The organism is Pseudonocardia sp. ICBG162 (assembly GCF_020496225.1).
Lineage (GTDB): Bacteria > Actinomycetota > Actinomycetes > Mycobacteriales > Pseudonocardiaceae > Pseudonocardia > Pseudonocardia alni.
The window spans coordinates 1,309,388-1,330,464 of sequence record NZ_JAHLJD010000031.1; the positions used below are offsets into that span (position 1 = coordinate 1,309,388).

The window sequence follows — 21,077 nt, forward strand, 5'->3', positions numbered from 1 at the left end:
TCCGGGCCGTCAACCGGGAGCGGCGACGCCGGTCCGGTAGGCCCACACCACGGTCTGCAGCCGGTCCCGGGTCCCGATCTTCGCCATCGCCCGGCCCAGGTGCGACTTGACCGTGGACGTCTCGACGACGAGCTCGTCGGCGATCTCGGCGTTGGACAGCCCGCGGGCGAGCATCCGCACGATCTCGGTCTCGCGCGGTGTCAGCGGGGCGACCCCGCCGTCGGGTGCGGCGTCCGGGGCCGGGCGGCGACGCGCGAACTCGGCGATCACCCGGCGGGTGACGGTCTGGTCGATCAGCCCGTCGCCGCGGGCGAGGCGGCGGACGGCATCGACGAGGTCGTCGGGGTGGGTGTCCTTCAGGACGAACCCGCTCGCGCCCGCCTCCAGCGCGCCGAACACGTAGTCGTCGAGGTCGAAGGTGGTGACGACGAGGACCGCCGGGACCAGGTCGTCGAGGCCGGTGATCTCCCGGGTCGCGACGAGCCCGTTGCCGCCGGGCATCCGGACGTCCATGCAGACCACGTCGGGCCGGTGCGCGCGCACCAGCGCGACGGCCTCCGGCCCGCTCGACGCCTCGCCGACGACCTCGACGTCACCGGCCAGCTCCAGGAACATCCGGAACCCGGCCCGGACCACCGCCTGGTCGTCGGCCAGCACCACCCTGATCACGCGCGTCCCCCTCCGGTCTCCGGGCCGGGATCGTGCGGGACGACCAGGCGGACCCGCCAGCCGTCGTCGCCGGTCCGGCCCGCCTCGAACGTCCCGCCGACCAGCTGCGCCCGCTCGCGCATCCCGGCCAGCCCGAACCCGCGGGTACCCGGGGCACCCGCGGACGGTGCCGGGGTGCCGCGCACTGGCCCGTTCACCACCTCGACGGCGACCCGGCCGTCGGCGTGGGTCACGGTCACCCGGACCGGGGCGCCGGGGGCGTGCTCACGGGCGTTGGCCAGTGCCTCCTGCGCCACCCGGTAGCAGGTGACGTCGGCGACCGGGGACGGCTCGCCCGGGTCCCCGCGCCGGACCAGCTCCACCGGGCCGCCCAGCTCCCTGGCCTGCTCCACGAGCCCGTCGAGCTCGGCGAGGCCGGGGACCGGGGCGTCGGCCTCGGCGCCGCCCGCGCCCGGCTCCCGCAGCGCCCCGACCACCAGACGCAGGTCGTGCAGGGTGCGGCGACCCTGCTCCCGCAGCCGGGACGCCGTCCGGCGCGCCTCGTCCGGGTCCCGGTCCACCAGCCGCTCGACCACCGCGGCCTGCACCACCATCGCCGACAGGTGGTGGGCGGCGACGTCGTGCAGCTCGCGGGCCATCCGGGCCCGCTCCCGGGCGACGGCGGCGTCCGCCCGTTCCCGGTACGCCGCGACGACACCGGCGGTGTGCACCCGGTCGAGCTCGGCGTAGCGACGCCGGGTCCGCAGGTACACGCCCAGCAGCAGCGGGCCGCCGTAGACCAGGACCGCCGACAGCACCTGGGCGACGACCAGCCCGACAGCGCCGAACAGCGCGTCGCCCGGCGGGCGGACCGCGATCCCGGTGAGCACCACGGCCGTCTCGACGACCGCCGCGACCCCGACCAGCACCCCGGCCCGCCACGCCGGGAGCCGGGACCCGCAGGTGCCGGCCGCGACCGCCGTCGCGGGGCCGCGCAGCGCCGCGCCCACCGGCAGCACGACAACGTTCACCAGCTCCAGCCCGACCGTCAGCGCCAGGCAGGTAGCCGGGGCGGTGCGGCGCAGCGCCAGCAGCAGGTTCTGCACGGTCACCACCCCCAGTGCCAGCGCCGCCGTGCCCGGCGCGAGGCCCAGCTCCGCGGCCGGACCCGGTGCCAGCACCACCGGGGCGACCACCGCGAGCGTCCCGGCCGCGACGAGCACGGCCAGGGCGGCGTCACGGCGTCGCGGTCCGGCCAGGCCGAGCGCGGTGAGCCGGGCGTCGAGCCGTTCCGCGCCCGTGCGGGGCGGCGGTTCGGGGTGCGGGTGCATGGGGTCTCCGGCCTCGGGTGGGGTGATCGTAGGGCTCAGTAGGTGAGGCTCGGCAGCAGCAGGCCCGCCACGACCGCCACCACCGCGACGCCGGCCAGCGCGACCAGCAGCAGCACCCGGCCGGTCACCGGCCATGCGCCGGCCCGGGCGCGCAGCGCGGTGACCACCCCGGCCGCCGCGACGGGCACGCCCGCCAGCCCGATCCACTGGAGCACCTGGAGCCCGCGCAGCACCGGGAGCGGCACGTCGCCCAGCGACGCGATCGCGAGCACCGAGACCACCCAGCCCGTGAGGGCGACGAGCGCGGCCGCCGCCGCGGCCCGGGTGAGGCCGTGCAGGACCCGGTCGGTCCGCGGCCGGGCCGCGACGACCACGCCGTACCGGCGCCGCCACAGCGCCCCCGCGGGCCAGGCGACCAGCGCGCCGAGCAGCACCACGACCGAGCCGGCCAGCACAGTGCCGAGCAGCGCCGCGTCGCGCAGCGGGCCGACCGGCAGCTCGGTGAACGCCGCGTCGTGGCCCAGCGCGGTGACCCGGCCGTCGGCGTCGGTGCGCACGGTCAGCAGCCGCTGGCCACCGACCTCCCGCCACAGCCCGGGCCGGACCTCGGCGTAGGCGGCCGGGCGGACGTCGTTCGGGGCGGGCGAGACCAGCAGCGTGCCGTCCGGGCGGGCCGCCACCCGCATCTGCCCCAACAGGTTCATCGCCCCCATGAAGGTGCTCGCCGACCGGCGGGCCGACTCGTAGGTGCCCGCGATCGCGGCCGCCCGGGCCGGGGTGCCGGCGTCCGGGGCGGGCGCCGGGCCCGCCGCGCCGGGCAGGTAGCGGTCGGTGAACCCCTCGGTCACCGCGCGCCGCAGCTCCAGGGTGTCCGCGCCGCCGCGACCGCTGCTGTTCGTCGTGACGAACACGCCGATCCGCTCGGCCGGGTAGAGCTGCAGGTGCGAGTGGAACCACTGGGTGTCGCCGCCGTGGCCGAGGACGAGGTGGCCGTTGCGGCTCTCGTCGAACAGGCCGGGTGTCATCCGCGGGCCGTCGGCGAGCGCGCCGAGGGCGTCCGGGCCCAGCGCCGGGCGCTGCATCAGCGCCCACGCGGCGGGGGAGAGCAGCGGGGTCGAGCCCGGCGCGCCGAGCAGGGCGGAGGCGAACCGGCCCATGTCGGTGGCCGACGCGCTGAGCGACCCGGCCGGGGCCGGGCTGACGATCTCGAACGGCGCCGGCGGGGCGTCGACACTGGTGTAGCCCTCCGACATCGCCCCGGCGGCGGCCGCGGGCAGCGGCTGGTCGAAGGTCGCGGTCGTCATGCCGGCACGGTCGAGCACCTCGCGCTGCACGTAGCGCTCGAAGGGCTCCCCGGTGACCCGCTCGACGACGTGCCCGGCCAGGCCGTAGCCGTAGTTGGAGTACGACGGCACGGTGCCGGGGGTGCTGACCTGCTCGGGCGGGTCGGTGGCGAGGAACTCCCGCAGCGACGGACCACCCGGCGCGGTGCGGATGAGGCCGCGGATCTGCTCCTCGAAGCCCGCGGTGTGGCTCAGCAGGTTCCGCAGGGTCACCGGGCCGCGGGGCATCGGCACGTCGATGTCGAGGTAGCGGCGGACGTCGGCGTCGAGGTCGACCAGGCCGCGGTCGGCGAGCTGCAGCACGGCGACCACGGTGGCCACCTTCGACACCGACCCGACCCGGAACAGCGTCCGGTCGGGGTCGACCGGCCTGCCCGGTCCGGCCGAGCCGTAGCCGCGGGTGGCGAGGACCTGCCCGTCGCGGACGACGGTGACCGCGGCCCCGGCGATCCCGGCCCGGTCGAGCGCGGCGGGGACGAGGCCGTCCAGCCAGGCGTCGACGTCGGCCGGGGTGAGCGGGGCGGTCGGGACGGCCGCCCGCGGGGCCGGGTCGGGGGCCGGGGCGGCCGGGGCCGCGCAGCCGCCGACCAGGGCCGCGACCAGCACGACGAGCAGGGCGATGGCGGCGGAGCCGCGGCGGGGCGGGCCGCCGGTCCGGCGTGCGGTGATCATGCCGTCGAGCCTCGCCGGAACGGGTCCCCGGCACATCGGGCGCAGGTCGGCACTGCGGCCTACGACCTCCGACGGAGGCCGCCCTTCCCCGCGCGAGGCCCGATCGGGGACCATGTCGCGCCATGGGAGTCCCGGAGCAGGTCCGCACGCAGCTCGCGACCTGGTGCACCGAGCAGGTACCCGACGGCGAGAGCGACCGGCGCCGGATCGCCTACACCACGGCCGGCAGCACCGTCACGATCCTCGACCGGCGGCCGCCCGCGTTCCCGGAGCTGGGTGCGGCGTGGTCGTCGACGGCGCTGGCGCAGCTGCGGGCCGACGACCCCGGGCCGGGCAGCTGGACGCTGTACCGCGTCGCCGACCCCGGCTCGGGGCAGCGCTGGCAGCCGGCGGGGCCGCCGGACACCGACCCGTTCGTGCTGCTCGCGCAGGTCGCCGACGGGATCCGCGCGAGCAGCTGACGCTCAGTCCTCCCGGCCGCCCGTGACGGCCGGGCGCGGGCCCGGGGCCATCGCCGACGGCGTCGACGGGCGGGACGGCGCGTCGTCACGCGGCGCCGTGTCCGACCCGCGCGGGGCCGGGCGCGGTGCGGGCACCGGCGTCTCGACCGCCTCGTGGGCGGTGACCGGTCCGGCCTGCGCCGGGACGGCGACCGGGACCTCCGGTGCCTCCGCGGCCGTACGGGCGGCGGGCACCGACGACAGCGGCGGGACGACCGGGACCGCGGGGTCCGGCCGCACGGCGGCGGTGCGGTCCCCGGTGCCGCGCAGGAACCGCGCCGATGCCTGGTTCAGCACCTCGAGCAGGGTCGTCCCGGACGAGGCGGCCCGCGGCTCGTCCCCGACGACGGCGAGCATCCGCGGCGCCGCCGCGGTCAGCAGCAGCCCGTCGGCCTGCATCGCACCCGCACCCAGCACGACCACCAGGTCGGCGGTGTCCGCCGGGGGCAGCGTGCCGAGGACGTCGTCGACGGGCTCGGCGACGACCAGGCCGAAGCCCGGGACGCCGCGGCCCGCGTCGGCCGCCCAGGTCTCGGCGAGCTGCGGATGGGTCCCGGCGAGCTCGCCGAGCAGCCGGTCCAGCTCGTCGCGGTCGGCGACCTCGCGCCGGGCGCGGTCGAGCTCCTCGCACGCGTCGGTGTAGGCCTGCGGGTCGTGCGCCCGCAGCGCCGCGACGACGGCCTCGTGCTCCGGGGCCCGTGCCCCGTCGGGCACCCGGTCGGCGCAGGTGGCGGCCAGGCGCTCCAGCTCGTCGGCGGCCTCGGCGGGGTCGCCGTGCTCGTCGTAGTCGACGATCGCGCGGGCGACCCGCTCCGCGGCGGCCAGGTCCGGCACCGAGACCGGGGAGTCCTGCTGCAGGAACAGCACGTCGTGGCGGAGCGCGCCGACCGACCGTGCGGTCGCCGCCACCCGGTCCAGGGTGTCGGTGAGCGCGGGCAGCTCGGAGGGGTCCCGCGGGATCGGCAGCCCCAGCACCGAGCACAGCCGTGCGATCTCGTCGTCGCGGCGGGCCAGGTCGAGGTGGTGGACGATCGCGACCACGTGGTCGTAGTTCTGCGGGGCCTCACCGGCGACGCGGAAGCGGCGCAGGTGCGGCTCGGCGTCCTTCTGCTCCTGCGGGCGGAAGTAGGACCGGGTCCGGCCGCCGGAGTCGAGGAAGTCCAGGTAGCGGCGGACCACGTCGGCGCCGCCCTGGGGCAGCGGCTCCACGATCTCGATCGCGGGCCCCGCGGCGTAGCGGGCGCGGTCGTCGCGCTGCCGGGCGGAGTGGCCCTGGAGCGCCTCGAACTCGGCGCGCAGACCCTGGTGGACCAGGCGGCCGACGACCTCGCGCAGCCGGTCGGCGTCCGGGGCCGCGGCGATGGACTCCAGCGAGCGCAGCACGCAGCGGGCGACCTGGGTGACGGCCCCGCGCCGGTCGGCGTCGAGGTCGCGCAGCAGGCCGGGGACGATCCGGGCCTCACCGGTCTCGGCTCCGGCCACGACCCGTCCGGCCCGCTCGCAGCAGCCCGCGACGTCGGCCGGGTCGGGCATGCCGTCGGCGTCGGGGAGCTGCTGGCCGCGCCGGGCGGCGCGGTCGGCGCCGACCCGGGCGAGCAGGCGGCGCAGCCGCTGCAGCTCGGGGACCGGCAGCTCCGGGAACGACGTGGCGACGCGGCCCGCGACGCTCGCCGGCAGCGCGTCGTGCACCGCGGCGACGCGCTCGGCGGGCGCACCGGTCAGCAGGACGCGCATGCCGTAGCCGGTCAGCTCGGCCAGCGCCCTGGCGAGCTCGCCGGGGCTGGTGTCGGAGAGCACGACGAGCGGCTCCTCGGCCACCACGCCGAGCAGCGTCGACGGGTGGGCGGGGTCCTCCTCGGGGCGCGGCGGGGCCGCGGCCCCCAGCGCGGTCGACAGGGTCCGCAGACCGGCGGGCACCCGGCCGGCGCGCACGTCGCCGGTGATCCGCGCCGCCGCCGTCCGCGGTGCCGCGCCGCCGCGGCCGGCCGACGCCAGCCGTTCGACGAACGCGACGAGCGCGTCGATGTCCGTGTCCTCGGACACCCGGACGTCCAGCATCTCGCCTCACACCTCCGCCGTACCTGTGTCGTCGCCCCGGGGACGACGTTCACGGTGTGTATCGCCGTGGACGGCCCGGTGTTCCGCCTCCGCCGCGACTTTCCGGCCGGGACCGGTCGGCCACCGTCACGACGAGCGACGGAGCCGGGTCCCGTTCGGGGCACACGACGGGTGCGGGTTCGTCCACTCGGACGTCCCCGGTTCCCCGCGAGAGGCTACCTGCTGGGGCGCCACGCTGGGCCGATCTCGTCGACACCGTGCAACGACGCCCCCTTCGGCACCCTCCGCCGTCCACAGTGGGTGACCGAGTCCGTCCGGGCACTGCTCCATCGGAGTGAAATACCCGGGTCAGCAGCAGCGGGCGGACGGGACGCGGTCCTGACGGTCGGTCCGCTCCCGCCAGAACTCGCGCTCGCCCAGCACCGGCGCACCCGGATGGTGGGCCGCCCGATGGGCCAGGTACCGCTCGTAGTCGCGCTCCCCGGCGAGCTCGCGCAGGAACGTCCAGAACGCCCGGACCCGGCTCATCCGGAGCCCCCGGTCCGCGCGAGCTCGCGCTCCTCGCGGGTGGCGATGAGCCCGGCCGGCGCCTGGATCCGGGACTCGACGTACGGGTCCTCGGAGCCGCCGGGCAGCGGGCGTCCGCGCAGCGCGGCGACCCACACCCGGACCGAGTCGGCCAGCACGATCACGATGAGCACCGCGAACAGGGCGGTGAGCACGGTGTCGACGGTCGTGTTCACGACGACCTTCTGCATCGCCTCGACGGTCTTGGCGGTCCCCAGGCTCGTCTTCCCGGCGTCGAGGGCGGCCTGGTACTGGTCGCGCTGGGCCCAGAACCCGAGCTTGGGGTTGTCGGAGAAGATCTTCTGGTAGCTCGCGGTCAGCGTGACCACGGCGTCGAACACCAGCGGCACCAGCGTGATCCAGGCGTAGCGGGCCCGGCCGGTGCGGATCAGCAGCGTCGTGCAGACGGCCAGCGCGACCGCCGCGAGCAGCTGGTTCGCGATGCCGAACAGCGGGAAGAGCTGGTAGATCCCGCCCAGCGGGTCGTTGACGCCGGCGTAGAGCAGGTAGCCCCAGGCCCCGACGATGACCGCGCTGCAGATCCAGGCGCCCGGCCGCCAGCTCGTGTCGCGGAAGCGCGGCCAGACGTTGCCGATCGTGTCCTGCAGGATGAAGCGCCCGACGCGGGTGCCGGCGTCCACCGTGGTGAGGATGAACAGCGCCTCGAACATGATCGCGAAGTGGTACCAGAACGCGCGCATCGCATCGCCGCCGAAGACCTGGGAGAACACCGTCGACAGCCCGACGGCGAGCGTCGGAGCCCCGCCGGAGCGCCCGACCAGGGTCTGCTCCTCCACGGCCTGCGCGGCCGCGGTCAGGTCGGCGGGGGAGATGGTGAATCCGATCTGCTGCACCGCGGCGGAGGCGGTCTCGACGGTCGGCCCGAGCACCGTCGCGGGCATGTTCATCGCGAAGTACAGGCCGGGGTCGAGGATGCAGGCCGCGGCCAGCGCCATGATCGCGACGAAGGACTCGGTGAGCATCGCGCCGTAGCCGATGACCCGGATCTGGGACTCCTTCTGGATCAGCTTCGGCGTCGTGCCCGAGGCGACCAGGGCGTGGAACCCGGACAGCGCACCGCAGGCGATGGTGATGAAGACGAACGGGAACAGCGAGCCCGCCGCGACCGGGCCCTGCCCGTCGGAGGCGAACCGGGTCAGCGCGTCCATCTGCAGCGACGGCCAGGCCAGCAGGATCGAGGCGGCCAGCAGCACGACCACGCCGACCTTCATGAACGACGACAGGTAGTCGCGCGGCGCGAGCAGCATCCAGACCGGCAGCACCGAGGCGGCGAAGCCGTAGACCACCAGCGCGAGGGTCAGCTGGTTCGCGGTCAAGTGGAAGACCTCGCCCCACGACGAGTTCTGCACCCAGCCGCCGCCGACGATGGCCAGCAGCATCAGCGCGACGCCGACCACCGAGACCTCGATGATCTTCCCCGGTCGCAGGTAGCGCAGGTAGAAGCCCATGAACAGGGCGATCGGGATCGTCATCGCGAGCGAGAACGTGCCCCACGGCGAGTCTGCCAGGGCCTGCACGACGACCAGCGCCAGCACCGCCAGCAGGATCACCATGATCGCGAGGACGGCGACGATGGCCGCCGTCCCGCCGACCGGCCCGATCTCCTCGCGGGCCATCTGGCCGAGGCTGCGCCCGCTGCGGCGGGTGGAGAAGAACAGCGTGACCATGTCCTGGACCGCGCCCGCGAACACGACACCGACGATGATCCAGATCGTGCCGGGCAGGTAGCCCATCTGCGCCGCGAGCACCGGGCCGACCAGCGGGCCGGCGCCGGCGATGGCCGCGAAGTGGTGGCCGAACAGCACCCGGCGGTCGGTGGGCTGGAAGTCCTGCCCGTCGTCGAGACGCTCGGCCGGGGTGGCCCGGGTGTCGTCCACGCGCAGCGCGCGATGGGCGATGAAGCGGGAGTAGAAGCGGTAGGCGATCGCGTAGGAGGCGACCGCGGCGAACACCAGCCAGGCCGCGGAGATCTGCTCGCCGCGGGTGAACGCGACGATCGACCAGGCGATCGCCCCCACCACCGCCACCGCGACCCAGATCGCGATCTGCTTCGGGTCGCGACGACGGGCCGTGCCCGTCCCCCCGGCCCCTGGCTCTCCCGGTCGCTCCATCGTGACCATGCCGCCCCCTGCTCGTGCACCGTGCGCGACCGACGCCGTCGTGGAGCCGGCCCGGTCGGGCACGTTACGTCGAGCAACGTTCGCTGTCACCGGTCGTGGGAACGCCGTTACCGAGTCTCGACCCGGGTCCCGTCCGCGGGGGACGGCGGACGGGACCCCGTGACGTGGTGCGCCGCTCAGCCCCGGGAGTCCTCCCCGATCCGGGTGATGTCGAGGTCGCGGGTCTCCCGCAGGAGCAGTACGGCGCCGCAGGCCGCGACGCAGACCCCGGCCGCGATGGACGACATCAGCACCCAGCCACCCCCGGCACCGGCGACGGCCGCGGCGACCAGCGGGGTGAACCCGCCGACGATCGACGCGACCCCCACCCCGAGCCCGATCCCGGTGACCCGCACCGTCGTGCCGAACATCTCGGAGAAGTAGGCCGGCACGACTCCGACGATCGCGGCCTGCCCGAACGACAGCGTCCCGAGCATCGCGGCCAGGATCAGCAGGAAGTTCCCGCTCGGCAGCACCGCGAAGAACGCGAACAGGAAGACGGCCTGGACGATCGCCCCGCCGATGAGCACCGGACGGCGGCCGACCCGGTCCGAGAGCGCGCCCCACACCAGGTTCATGGCGATGTTGGCGAGCGTGGTCAGCGTGACCGCGGAGACGACGAGCGCGGGCACCGACACGTCCAGGTTCGCCCGGGCGTAGGAGACCGAGTACACGGTGACCAGGTAGAACGCGATGACCTGGGCCGAGTAGACGACCACCGCGACCAGCGCGGGCCGGGCGTAGGTGCGCAGGACGCCGAGCAGCGGCAGGCGGGCCTGCACCGGCGCCGTGGCCGCGGGGCCCGCGGCGGGGTCGGCGACGGCGTCGACGAAGACCTCGGGCTCGGGCACCTTGCGCCGGATGACGAACCCGACCACCACGACGAGCGCGCTGAGCAGGAACGGCACCCGCCGGCCCCAGGCGAGGAACTGGTCCTCGGGCAGGGTCAGCACCAGGGCGAACACCCCGGAGCCCAGCGCGATCCCGGCCGAGGAGCCGGACATCGCGAACGCCCCGAAGAACCCGCGACGCCCGGGCGGCGCGTGCTCGACGGCCAGCGCCGACGCACCGCCGAGCTCGCCGCCGGCGGCCAGGCCCTGGGCCAGCCGCAGCACGACGAGGATCGCGGGCGCCCACACCCCGATCGCCGCGTGGGTCGGGAGCACACCGATGAGGAACGTCGCGACGCCCATCAACATCAGTGTTGCCACGAGGGCCGCCCGCCGGCCCATCCGGTCGCCGATGTGACCGAAGACGATGCCGCCGACGGGTCGTGCGAGGTAGGCGATCCCGAACGTCGCGAGCGCCAGCAGGGTCCCCGCGGCCGGGTCGGCGTCGGGGAAGAAGACGTCGTTGAGCACCAGCGCCGCGGCGGTGCCGTAGATGAAGAAGTCGTACCACTCGACGACGCCGCCGATGAAGCTACCTGCGGCGGCGCGCGTCGAGGTGGCGGCGCCCGAGGGCTGCGTGCCGAGCGTCGTCGCGCCCGGGGCAGGGGTCCCGTCCATGCCGTGCCACTCCTTTGTGGTCGAGCCGGTCGGAGCCACCCGCGGGCTCCGGAAACGGACGCGACGAACAAACCACACCGCAGCGCACGAATCAACACTTTCGTTGACGACGCCGGTGTGGTCGGCACGCAGCACGGAGCCCCCGCACACCGGACGGCGTGCGGGGGCTCCGTGGGTCTCGCGCGGCCGGGGCCGCGGTGGGTCAGGCGCCGAGGCGCTGCTTCAGTGCCTCGAACTCGTCGCGGATCGAGGTCGGGAGGTTGTCGTCGCCGATCTTGGCGAACCACTCCTCGATCAGCGGGATCTCGGCCTTCCACTCCTCGACGTCGACGGCCAGCGAGGCCTCGACGTCGGCGCGCTCGGCGTCGACACCGTCGAGGTCGAGCTGGTCGGCGGTCGGCACGAACCCGATGGGGGTGTCGACGGCGGCGGCCTTGCCCTCCAGGCGCTCGATGCACCACTTCAGGACGCGGCTGTTCTCACCGAAACCGGGCCACAGGAAGCGGCCGTCCTCGCCGCGGCGGAACCAGTTGACGTAGAAGATCTTCGGCAGCTTGTCCGCGTCCGCGCCCTTGCCGGTGTTGACCCAGTGCGCGAAGTAGTCGCCGACGTTGTAGCCGAGGAACGGCAACATCGCCATCGGGTCGCGGCGGACCTCACCGACCGTGCCGGCGGCGGCCGCGGTCTTCTCCGAGGACATCGTCGCGCCCATGAAGGTGCCGTGCTGCCAGCTGCGGGCCTCGGTGACCAGCGGGACCGTGGTCTTGCGACGGCCACCGAACAGGATCGCCGAGATCGGCACGCCCTTCGGGTCGTTCCACTCCGGCGCGACGACCGGGCACTGGTCGATCGGCACGGTGTAGCGGGAGTTGGGGTGCGCGGCCTTGGCGTCCGAGTCGGGCGTCCAGTCGTTGCCCTTCCAGTCCGTCAGGTGCTGGGGGTCGCCCTCGAGGTCCTCCCACCACACGTCGCCGTCGTCGGTCAGCGCGACGTTGGTGAACAGCGCGTTCCCGGCCTCGATGGTGCGCATCGCGTTCGGGTTGGTCTTCCAGTTGGTGCCCGGCGCGACGCCGAAGAACCCGAACTCGGGGTTGGTGGCGTAGAGCCGGCCGTCCTCGCCGAACTTCATCCAGGCGATGTCGTCGCCGACGGTCTCGGCGCGCCAGCCGGGCACGGTCGGCTGCAGCATCGCGAGGTTGGTCTTGCCGCAGGCGCTCGGGAAGGCGGCGGCGACGTAGTAGGCCTTCTCCTCCGGGCTGATCAGCTTGAGGATCAGCATGTGCTCGGCGAGCCAGCCCTCGTCGTGCGCCATGGCCGAGGCGATGCGCAGCGCGTAGCACTTCTTGCCCAGCAGGGCGTTGCCGCCGTAGCCGGAGCCGTAGCTCCAGATCTCCCGGGTCTCCGGGAAGTGGCTGATGTACTTGTCCTCGTTGTGCGGCCACGGGACGTCCGCCTGACCCTCGGCCAGGGGGGCGCCGATCGAGTGCAGGGCCTTGACCCAGCGGTCACCGGCCTCGTCGAGCAGCGGCAGGATGTGCGCGCCCATCCGGGTCATGATCTTCATGGAGATCACGACGTACTCGGAGTCGGTGATCTCGACGCCCAGCTTCGGGTCCTCGGCGTCGGTCGGGCCCATGCAGAACGGGACCACGTAGAGGGTCCGGCCCTTCATGCTGCCGCGGTACAGCTCGGTCATCGTCCGCTTCATCTCGGCGGGCGCGACCCAGTTGTTGGTCGGCCCGGCACCGCGCTCGGTCTCGGTACAGATGAAGGTCCGCTCCTCGACGCGGGCGACGTCGCCGGCGTCGGACGCGGCGTAGAAGGAGTTCGGCTTCTTCTCCGGGTCGAGCCGCACGATGGTGCCCTGCTCGACCAGCTGGTCGGTGAGCCGGGTCCACTCCTCGTCCGAACCGTCGCACCACACGACGCGGTCCGGGGCGGTCAGCTCGGCGATCTCCTGGACCCAGGCCGCGACGCCCTGGTTGGTGGTCGGTGCCTTGTCGGTGCCCGGAACGGTCGCTGCAGTCATGTCGTCCTGTTCTCCTCGCCGGCCCCGGCCCGTCACCGGGGGAACTACGACGGGCCCGCGACCGGAGTCGGCAACGGGCCCAGACGGGAAAAGGTGGTTTCCGAGGCTACCTGCGAAATAGTGCGCCACCCATGGGTGGAGTTGAGAGGTCAGGCACAGCACCGATCATGTAAATCGATCCAGTAGCCGACGGACGACGGCGATGTCCGCCCAGGTGACAGGCATGTCACACGAACGCAACCTGTTCCCGGTGACCGATTCGGCGACGATCCGTGACATCGGCACACACATTCCGGGAGAAGCGTCGCGGAAATTCACCCGCAGGCCGGAAGCGACCGTTTCAACGCATTCCCGGAACCCACTTAGGGCTTTCAGGAACGGAAGTGGTCAGCGCGCGGAGGCGACGGCGCGCGCGAGCTCCGGGACCATGATCGGCAGCCGGTGCGCGGTCACCTGCCAGTAGCGCGTGCCGGGATCACCGGCCCGCCAGGCGTCGGCGAGCCGGACGACGGCGTCCGGGTCGATCCGCCGGCGCGGCCGGGGCCGCATCCCGCAGCGCTCACGGACGCCGGCGTCGAGCGCACGCCAGGCGTCCTCGGCGGTGGTGTGGACCGAGACCTCCGGGCGGGCCGGGACGGCGTCGTGGTCCTCGGTGCCGGGATCCCCGGCGTCGCGGTCCACGGAGTCACCGGGGTGCTCCCCGAGCACCAGGGTGTAGGCGCTGACCACCTCGTACGGCACGGCTGTCTCCCGTGTGGAGTCGGCACCGGCAACCGGCACCGGTCGCCGCGGACGAGCCGTAGTGAACCAGCCGGGGCACACCGGATCCGCCGAACGAGCGTCCGACGGGGCCGCGCGTCGCCGGAACCACCCGTCCGGGCGGCCGGACGGTCACCCGTGACCGTCACGGGTGGTCACCCGATGCTCACACCCCGCGACGAGCGGTCAGCGGCGCGCGACCGCGTGCCCGGCGTCGGCGTCCACTGCGGAGGCACCGGCCGCCAGGACGTCCCGGTGCGCGCGGCGCAGACCGAGCCCGGCCGTCACCAGCACCACCGCGACGGCGACCGCCGCCACCCCGGACGCGACGTCCACCCCGTGCACGAACGCCTCCCGCGCGGAGGCCAGCAGGACCGCCGCGGTGTCGGCGGGCATCGTCGTGGCGACGTCCGCCGCCCCGCCGAGGGTCTCCCCGGCCGAGGACGGCGTCCCGTCGGGGAGCACGACACCCGCCCGGTACACCGCGGACAGCACCCCGCCGACCAGCGCGGTGCCGAGCACCGCACCGACCTCGTAGGCGGTCTCGGAGACCGCGGCCGCGGCGCCGGCCTTCTCCGGCGGGGCGGCGGCGAGGATCGCGTCGTTGGTGACGGTCTCGGACAGCCCGATCCCCGCGCCGATCAGCACCGCGGCCGTCATCAGCAGCACGACCGCCGAGTCCACCTGGAGGAACAGGCAGACCACGTAGCCGGTCAGGACGAGCGCGAGCCCGGTCGCGACGAGCTGGTGCAGCGCGAACCGGCGGGCCAGCCGCGCGGCGGCGAGCCCGGCCACGACCGTCACCACGAAGCCCGGCAGCAGGAGCAGGCCCGCCTGCAGCGGCGAGTACCCGACGACCAGCTGGAGGTACTGGGCGGAGAAGAACAGCAGCCCGGTGAGCCCGAACATGGTGGTGGCGTTGGCCAGCGCGCTGTGCCGGAGCACGGGGCGGGCGAACAGCTCCAGGTCGATCAGCGGGTCCAGGCCGCGCCGCACGCGTCGCCGGTAGTGGGCGACGAACGCGGCCCCGGAGCCGACACCCACCAGCACCGACGCGACGACGGCGGGCGTCACCCCGCCCGCGGACCCGGCCAGCTTGAGGGCCAGGACCAGCGGTCCCATCGTCAGCAGCGACAGCACCACACCGACCAGGTCGAGCCGGCCCGGCTCGGTCTCCCGCGACTCGGGCACCACCAGCGGCGCGACGACGAGCAGCAGCGCCATCGGCGGCACGCTCATCACGAAGATCGAGCCCCACCAGAAGTGCTCGAGCAGCAGCCCGCCGACGATCGGGCCGAGTGCCGCGCCCGCGGCGAACCCGGTCGCCCAGATCGCCAGCGCGAGCCTGCGGTGGGTCCGGTCGAGGAACACCGACCGCAGCAGCGCCAGCGTGGAGGGCATCAGCATCGCGCCGAACACGCCGAGCAGGGCGCGCGCCGCGACGAGCTGGGCGGCCGAGGTGGCGAACGCGGCGAGCAGCGAGACCGCACCGAAGCCGGCGACGCCGATCATCAGCAGCCTGCGGCGGCCGATCCGGTCGCCGAGGGTGCCCATGGTGACCAGCAGGCCGGCGAGCACCAGCGGGTAGATGTCGACGACCCACAGCAGCGTCGCCGCGTCCGGGCGGAGCGCGGCCGAGAGCTCCGGCAGCGCCACGCCGAGCACCGTGTTGTCGATCGACACCAGCAGCGTGGGGATGGCGAGCACCGCGAGCGCGAGCCAGGCGCGCGGCCCGGGCCGCGGCGCCACGTCCGGCCCGCCCCTGTCCATCGCCGCGTCCCCTGCGCCGACCTCCGGCCGTGACATCGCCGTTCTCCCTCGTACTCGTCGTCCCGTGGTGCCCTGATCCGGACGCAGCTTTACCGTCCGGACGGTACATCTTTATACCGTCCAGACGGTACAGTCCATTCCCGGCCGGGACTGTGAGGCGGGGCACGGGCACTAGGCTTCGCCCATGGCGTCCCACTCCGAACGACGGAACGCGGGGACACGGGGACCGGGCTCGGCCCGCGACCGGGTCCTCGACGCATACGAGACGCTGCTGATCGAGCAGGGGCCCGGTGGCGCCACCCTCGACGCGGTGGCGGCGGCGGCCGAGGTGTCCAAGGGCGGGCTGCTCTACCACTTCAACTCCAAGGAATCGCTGGTCGGCGGCCTGCTGGAGCGGCTGCGCGAACGCAGCGCCCGGGACGCGGAGCTCATGCGCTCGGACGCGGCGGGCACCGTGGCCTACTACCTGCGCACCTCGATGCCGGGCAACACCTCGCCGGTCGGGCTGACCCGCACCTACCTCGCGACCCTGCGCATCGCCGACGGCACCACCTCCGGGGAGGCCGCGCGGAGCGCGCTGGCCGACGTCGACGCCGACGGGCTCGCCGCGCTCGGCGAGGAGATCCACGACCCGGTCGTGGCCTGGCTGGTGCAGCTCGTCGGGGACGGCCTCTACCTGCGCACGCTGACCGGCGCGCCGCTCACCGGCGGGGTGTCGACCGACGAGCTGCTCGACACACTGCGGGAGCTGCTCGCCGCCCGCTCCTGAAACGGATGAACACCTCGCGCGCAGAGCGCGTCGAACCGGTCGCGCGGGGTAGTCTCCAACCCTGCACACGCACGGGGAGGGGCCCACTGTGGAGGGAACCGGCGGCTATCTCGCACTGGTCGTGGTCGGAGTGGCGATCACGGTGGTCGTGGGCCAGATCCTGCTGCGCACCGGGCAGCCGTTCCTGGAGGACGTCTTCCAGAACACGGAGACGTCGCACTCCATCAACCGGCTGCTGGTGGTGCTGTTCCACCTGCTGACCCTCGGCGTCCTCGGCATGATCTCGGTGATCGACATCGAAAGCATCACCGGCGTGCAGCAGATCGTGTTCAAGATCGGCGCCGTGCTGCTGATCGTCGGGATCGCCTACGGCGTCTCGATGCTCGTGCTGCTGCGCATCCGCGAGCGGCGCCGCCAGCAGAAGGTGTCCGCGGACATCGACCGCTCCATCGCCGAGCAGCGCCGTGGCGTCGGCCGGTTCCGGCGCGGCGCGAGCACCGACGGCGAGGGCCGCGCCCCGGCCGACCAGCCGGAGGACTGACCCCGGGACTCAACCGGGGTCGCCGGGCAGACCGGTCACGGCGTCGGCGAGACCGTCGCCGTCGAGGTCGGTCCAGAACTCCGGGCCCCGCCCCGTGTCGACGACGAGCGTCTCCGCCACGCCGTCGCCGTCGGCGTCGCGGGCGGCGGGCCCGGACACCGGGATCGACCCCACGACGCCGGAGCGGGCCCGCGGCACCCGCATCCACCAGGGGACAGGCAGCGCCGCCGCGACCACCGCGCCCGCCAGGACCGTGCTCCCGACCGGTACCGGCGGCTCAGGACGCACGGGCCGGCTCCCCGGTGGGGCGCTCCTCCGTGGGGCGCATGGGGTGCGGCGCCCGCCGCGGCAGGGCCCACCCCGTCGGCGACCGCTCCGCGTCCGAGATCCACCGCAGCAGCTCGCGGTCCGCGGCGACGAGCACCGCGTCGCGCACCCGCCGGGCCAGCGCACGGTCCCGGGTGGAGCGGACCGCCCGCACCCGGGCCGCGACGAGCGCGCCCACCAGCAGGACGAGCCCGGCGAGGGCGGGCAGCACCCCGGGGCCCGCGGCCGGGAGCAGCCGCGCGCCGGCCACGAGGAGCGACAGCACCGACACCGCCGATCCGGACAGGACCGCCCCGGACCACGCCCCGCGTTCCCGGCCCGGCGCGACGGCGAGCGCCCGGGCCGCCGCGGCGACGAGAGCCCCGCCACACGACGGTGACGGACCGTGAGTGACATGCGTCACGTGTGCGCCCTGATGTCGTAGCGCGGCCGCGGCCGCACGGCGGCGCAGGACCGGTCCGCTGCGGCGCGCCCAGGCGTCGTCGAGGGTGCGGGCGGGACCGTCGAGCGCGGCCGTCCACCACCGGACGTCGCCGGCCCGCCCCGCGCGCCGGGCCGCGTCCGCCGCCAGGCCGTCGACCTGCACCGACAACGTCGCCAGAAGATCGGCGCGGGCCTGGTCGAGCGCGGTGCGCAGCGGCGGTCCGATGCTGCCCGACAGCGGTTCCCGGTCCATGCCGGACAGTGTCGGAGGGACCGGTCCGGGACGGATCCGTAGGACTGCGCAGCGGACCCGGGTGATCGTCGTCCCTTCTCATGGGCAAGGCTGAACCGCAGCGTGGACACGGACGAATCAGCCGACCGGGGCAACCCCACGGGCTCCAGGGACGTCCACTGATCGGGCAATACCGAAGACGCCCGACACCAGAACCGCAACCGGACCGTGATCGCGTCGTTGGACGAGTAAGCGGACCTGTATGGAGGAAGTGTGAGCGCCGTTACGCCCGCCCGCCCGACCGTCACGCCCGATGCGAGCGCCCCCGCGCGCCCCGGGCGTCAGAACGGTGCCGGTGCCGGACAGTCGCCGTTCCCGGCGAGCCCTGCCCGACCCGGCGGGCGCGCTCCGCTGGCGCCGCAGCCGGAGGGACCCGAGGGCTTCCGTCGCCCGCGGCCCCGCCCGGCTCCGCGCCGCAGCGCGAACCCGGCGGTGTCGGTGATCGTGCCGACCCGCAACGAGGCCCGGAACCTGGAGATCGTGCTGCCGGCCATCGCCGCGGTGCGCCCGGCCGTGCACGAGGTCATCGTCGTCGACGGCAACTCGACCGACAACACGGTCGCCGTCGCACGGCGCACGCTGCCCTGGGCGCGCGTCATCACCCAGACCCGCAAGGGCAAGGGCAACGCGATGGCCTGCGGCTTCACCGCCGCGACCGGTGACGTCATCGTCATGTTCGACGCCGACGGCTCGGCCGACCCGAACGAGATCCCGGCCTTCGTGAACGCGCTGGTCAAGGGCGCCGACTTCGCCAAGGGCAGCCGGTTCTGCAAGGGCGGCGGCTCGGACGACATCACGCTGCTGCGCAAGTCCGGCAACGCCGGCCTGAACACCGTCGCGAACCGGCTGTTCGGCACCCGGTACTCCGACCTCTGCTACGGCTACAACGCCTTCTGGGCCGACCTGCTCCCGCAGCTCGAGCTCCCGGACCCGGCGGCGCCGCAGCCCGAGGACGGCTCGATGCTCTGGGGCGACGGTTTCGAGATCGAGACCGTGCTCAACTGCCGCGTCGCGGCCGCCGACCTGACGATCACCGAGGTGCCGTCGGTCGAGCGCGAGCGCATGTTCGGCGAGACCAACCTGCGGACCTTCGCCGACGGCACGCGCGTGCTGCGTACCCTGATGGCCGAGCACCGTCGCATGGAGCAGCGCCGCAAGGCCTCGGGGTACGCCCGCTAGGCCCCACGGCGCCGCCCGTTCCGGCAGCCCCCGCCGGATCCCGCAGCATGAGGAGCCCGAACGCCGTGAGCGCCCTGCCGACCGCCACCGTGGTCGTCTGCGTCTACACCGAGAAGCGCTGGTTCGACATCAAGGCCGCCGTCGACTCGGTCCTCGACCAGGACGTGACCCCGCTGGAGACGATCGTCGTCGTCGACCACAACGAACGCCTACGCGAGCGGGCCGAACGCGAGTTCGGGCCGCTCGGGGTGGTCGTCGTCGCGAACGACAAGAAGCAGGGCCTGTCGGGTGCCCGCAACACCGCGGTCGAGCTGGCCTCCGGTGAGGTCGTCGTCTTCCTCGACGACGACGCGGCGGCCCGCCCCGGCTGGCTGCACGCGCTCCTCGCCCCGTACGAGGACCCGGACGTCATCGGCGTCGGCGGGGTCGCGCACCCGAAGTGGCCCGACGGGCGTCCGCGGACGCTGCCCGGAGCCGCCCCCGGGGACCCGAACGCCACCGGTGAGCTCGACTGGGTCGTCGGCTGCACCTACACCGGCCAGCCCACCGAACGCGCCGAGATGCGCAACCTCATGGGCTGCAACATGTCCCTGCGCGCCGAGGTGTTCACCCGCGTCGGCGGGTTCGCCGAGGACATGGGCCGGATCGGCAAGAACCCGCTGGGCTGCGAGGAGACCGAGCTCTGCATCCGGGCCCGGCAGGCCTACGTCGCCGACGGCCGGAACCCGCGCATCCTGTTCGAGCCGCGCGCCGCCGTCGACCACCGGGTGTCCGACGACCGCGTCTCCTGGCGCTACCTGCTGCGCCGCGGCTGGGCCGAGGGGATCTCCAAGGCCGCCGTGTCCAAGGTCGTCGGGACCGGGGACTCGCTGTCCACCGAGAGCAGCTACACGATGAAGGTGCTGCCCGCGGGCGTGATCCGCGAGGCGAAGGAGCGCAACGCCGCCTCCGCCGCCGCGATCGTCGCCTGCTTCGGCGTCACCGCCGCCGGCTACGTCCGCGGCCGGCTGCCCGGCGCGACCGCCCACGTGCGGCTGCCCGCGGGCCGGAACACCGGTGCCTGACCGGGCCACCGCCCCGGAGACCCCGCACCCGCACGACACCCGGATCCGCTCCTACGTCCACCAGCGTGTCCGGCTCTCCGAGGGCCAGCAGTCCGCCTGGGACCGGCTGTGGTCGACGTGGGGTTCCGAGGTCGACGACGTCGTGGCGTCCGGGGTGTGGGACCCGGCGGCGACGTTCGGCCGGACCGCGCCGCTCGTGCTGGAGATCGGGTCCGGCATGGGTGAGACGACGGCGTCGCTCGCGACGGCCGAGCCGGGGATCGACCACGTGGCCGTCGAGGTCTTCGAGCCCGGCCTGGCCCAGCTGCTCATGCGGATCGAGCAGGGCGGCCTGACCAACCAGCGGCTGCTGCGCGGCGACGCCGTGGAGCTCCTGACCCGGGTCGTCCCGCCCGCGTCGCTGGACGGTCTGCGCATCTTCTTCCCCGACCCGTGGCCCAAGCGGCGGCACCACAAGCGCCGGTTGATCCAGCCGGAGTTCGCCGCGCTGGCCGCGTCACGGCTGCGCCCGGGTGGACTGCTGCACCTGGCCACCGACTGGCCGCACTACGCCGAGCAGATGCGCCGGGTGGTCTCCGCGGAGCCGTCGCTGCGCCCGGACGACCGCTTCCCGCTCCGTCCGGACGGCTGGCAGGACCGTCCGTCGTGGCGTCCGGTCACCAAGTTCGAGGACCGGGCCCGGCTGGAGGGACGACCGGTTCGTGACCTGCTGTACGTCGCCGACCACGCCCCCGGCACCGGTGACACACGGAGAGTGACCGACTACGGTCGGGAGCACCCCCGACCCGGATCCCCACCCGAGTGACCCCCGAAGGACGCCCGTGACGACGGTGGAGCACGGCAAGAACTCGCACCCCGCTCCCGCGGCACCGAAGCGGCCGGTCGACCGACCGCCCGGCTTCCGGCCGAGCCCGACGCCCCGCCCGATGACGGGCCCGCCGCCGGGCGCCCCGTCAGGTCCGGGTCAGGGTCCCGGCCCGGTGTCCGGGGAGTCCGGCGCGGAGCGGTCCGGCCGGTCGGTGTCGATGGTCCCGCTGGTCGGTCCGGTCGAGGGCCCCGTGCAGGCCACCACCGCCGTGGCGCGGCCCGGGGTGGAGGCGACGACCGTCGTCGACCG

General features: G+C 74.6%; 18 protein-coding genes. 6 read left to right on the forward strand and 12 right to left on the reverse strand.

Going from position 1 to position 21,077, the window contains the following annotated elements; genetic code table 11:
* Positions 1-9: 9 nt before the first annotated feature.
* From KPL60_RS31120 to KPL60_RS31130, 3 genes are read right to left on the reverse strand one after another with little or no spacing between them, the layout of a single operon-like run.
* On the reverse strand, positions 10-669 hold the full coding sequence (locus KPL60_RS31120) for a response regulator transcription factor (protein ID WP_226354408.1): 660 nt from the start codon (positions 667-669) through the stop codon (positions 10-12).
* Positions 666-1,979, reverse strand: coding sequence for a sensor histidine kinase (locus KPL60_RS31125; RefSeq protein ID WP_226368019.1), 1,314 nt, complete (start codon positions 1,977-1,979; stop codon positions 666-668). Before KPL60_RS31125 ends, KPL60_RS31120 begins: the two co-directional genes overlap by 4 nt.
* 35 nt (positions 1,980-2,014) lie before the next feature.
* Positions 2,015-3,994, reverse strand: a complete 1,980-nt coding sequence (locus KPL60_RS31130; protein WP_226368020.1) for a serine hydrolase domain-containing protein — start codon at positions 3,992-3,994, stop codon at positions 2,015-2,017.
* Between the two features lie 122 nt (positions 3,995-4,116).
* On the opposite strand from KPL60_RS31130, the gene KPL60_RS31135 reads away from it, so the two are divergent.
* Entirely contained in the window at positions 4,117-4,455 is a 339-nt protein-coding gene (locus KPL60_RS31135; RefSeq protein WP_208822755.1) for a hypothetical protein, read from the forward strand.
* A 3-nt stretch (positions 4,456-4,458) separates the two neighbouring features.
* On the opposite strand, the gene KPL60_RS31140 is transcribed toward KPL60_RS31135, so the two are convergent.
* The 7 genes from KPL60_RS31140 to KPL60_RS31170 all read right to left on the reverse strand — a co-directional run bounded on the left by KPL60_RS31140 (position 4,459) and on the right by KPL60_RS31170 (position 15,401).
* Entirely contained in the window at positions 4,459-6,552 is a 2,094-nt protein-coding gene (locus KPL60_RS31140; RefSeq protein WP_226368021.1) for a hypothetical protein, read from the reverse strand.
* 348 nt (positions 6,553-6,900) lie between these two features.
* Positions 6,901-7,080, reverse strand: a complete 180-nt coding sequence (locus KPL60_RS31145; protein ID WP_073576102.1) for a YbdD/YjiX family protein — start codon at positions 7,078-7,080, stop codon at positions 6,901-6,903.
* Complete coding sequence (locus tag KPL60_RS31150) at positions 7,077-9,251, reverse strand: carbon starvation CstA family protein (protein ID WP_226354412.1); 2,175 nt, start codon at positions 9,249-9,251, stop codon at positions 7,077-7,079. The genes KPL60_RS31145 and KPL60_RS31150 overlap by 4 nt, the downstream gene beginning before the upstream one ends.
* A 185-nt stretch (positions 9,252-9,436) precedes the next feature.
* Entirely contained in the window at positions 9,437-10,807 is a 1,371-nt protein-coding gene (locus KPL60_RS31155) for an MFS transporter (protein ID WP_226368022.1), read from the reverse strand.
* A 202-nt stretch (positions 10,808-11,009) separates the two neighbouring features.
* The gene (locus KPL60_RS31160) at positions 11,010-12,836 is read right to left on the reverse strand and encodes a phosphoenolpyruvate carboxykinase (GTP) (protein ID WP_226354414.1); all 1,827 of its coding nucleotides are present in this window, start codon (positions 12,834-12,836) and stop codon (positions 11,010-11,012) included.
* 387 nt (positions 12,837-13,223) lie between these two features.
* Positions 13,224-13,577: a hypothetical protein gene (locus KPL60_RS31165; protein WP_226368023.1), complete on the reverse strand. Its 354-nt coding sequence runs from the start codon at positions 13,575-13,577 to the stop codon at positions 13,224-13,226.
* 204 nt (positions 13,578-13,781) lie between these two features.
* Entirely contained in the window at positions 13,782-15,401 is a 1,620-nt protein-coding gene (locus KPL60_RS31170; RefSeq protein WP_226368024.1) for an MFS transporter, read from the reverse strand.
* A 148-nt stretch (positions 15,402-15,549) separates the two neighbouring features.
* On the opposite strand from KPL60_RS31170, the gene KPL60_RS31175 reads away from it, so the two are divergent.
* The gene (locus KPL60_RS31175) at positions 15,550-16,134 is read left to right on the forward strand and encodes a TetR/AcrR family transcriptional regulator (RefSeq protein WP_226354417.1); all 585 of its coding nucleotides are present in this window, start codon (positions 15,550-15,552) and stop codon (positions 16,132-16,134) included.
* A gap of 88 nt (positions 16,135-16,222) precedes the next feature.
* On the forward strand, positions 16,223-16,675 hold the full coding sequence (locus tag KPL60_RS31180; protein WP_226368025.1) for a hypothetical protein: 453 nt from the start codon (positions 16,223-16,225) through the stop codon (positions 16,673-16,675).
* A 9-nt stretch (positions 16,676-16,684) separates the two neighbouring features.
* Here KPL60_RS31180 and KPL60_RS31185 read toward each other — a convergent pair whose 3' ends face one another.
* Positions 16,685-16,963: a DUF6802 family protein gene (locus KPL60_RS31185; protein ID WP_226368026.1), complete on the reverse strand. Its 279-nt coding sequence runs from the start codon at positions 16,961-16,963 to the stop codon at positions 16,685-16,687.
* Complete coding sequence (locus KPL60_RS31190) at positions 16,953-17,678, reverse strand: hypothetical protein (RefSeq protein ID WP_226368027.1); 726 nt, start codon at positions 17,676-17,678, stop codon at positions 16,953-16,955. The genes KPL60_RS31185 and KPL60_RS31190 overlap by 11 nt, the downstream gene beginning before the upstream one ends.
* 252 nt (positions 17,679-17,930) lie before the next feature.
* Here KPL60_RS31190 and KPL60_RS31195 point away from each other — a divergent pair, with 252 nt between their 5' ends.
* The 3 genes from KPL60_RS31195 (at position 17,931) to trmB (ending at position 20,765) form a co-directional block, all read left to right on the forward strand.
* A complete protein-coding gene (locus KPL60_RS31195; protein WP_226354421.1) occupies positions 17,931-18,896 on the forward strand; it encodes a glycosyltransferase family 2 protein in 966 nt (321 codons plus the stop codon).
* A 65-nt stretch (positions 18,897-18,961) separates the two neighbouring features.
* Positions 18,962-19,960 carry a glycosyltransferase family 2 protein gene (locus KPL60_RS31200; protein WP_202417942.1) on the forward strand — a complete coding sequence of 333 codons (999 nt, stop codon included), beginning with the start codon at positions 18,962-18,964 and terminating at the stop codon, positions 19,958-19,960.
* Entirely contained in the window at positions 19,953-20,765 is an 813-nt protein-coding gene (trmB, locus tag KPL60_RS31205) for a tRNA (guanosine(46)-N7)-methyltransferase TrmB (protein WP_226368028.1), read from the forward strand. The genes KPL60_RS31200 and trmB overlap by 8 nt, the downstream gene beginning before the upstream one ends.
* The last annotated feature ends 312 nt before the right edge of the window (positions 20,766-21,077 follow it).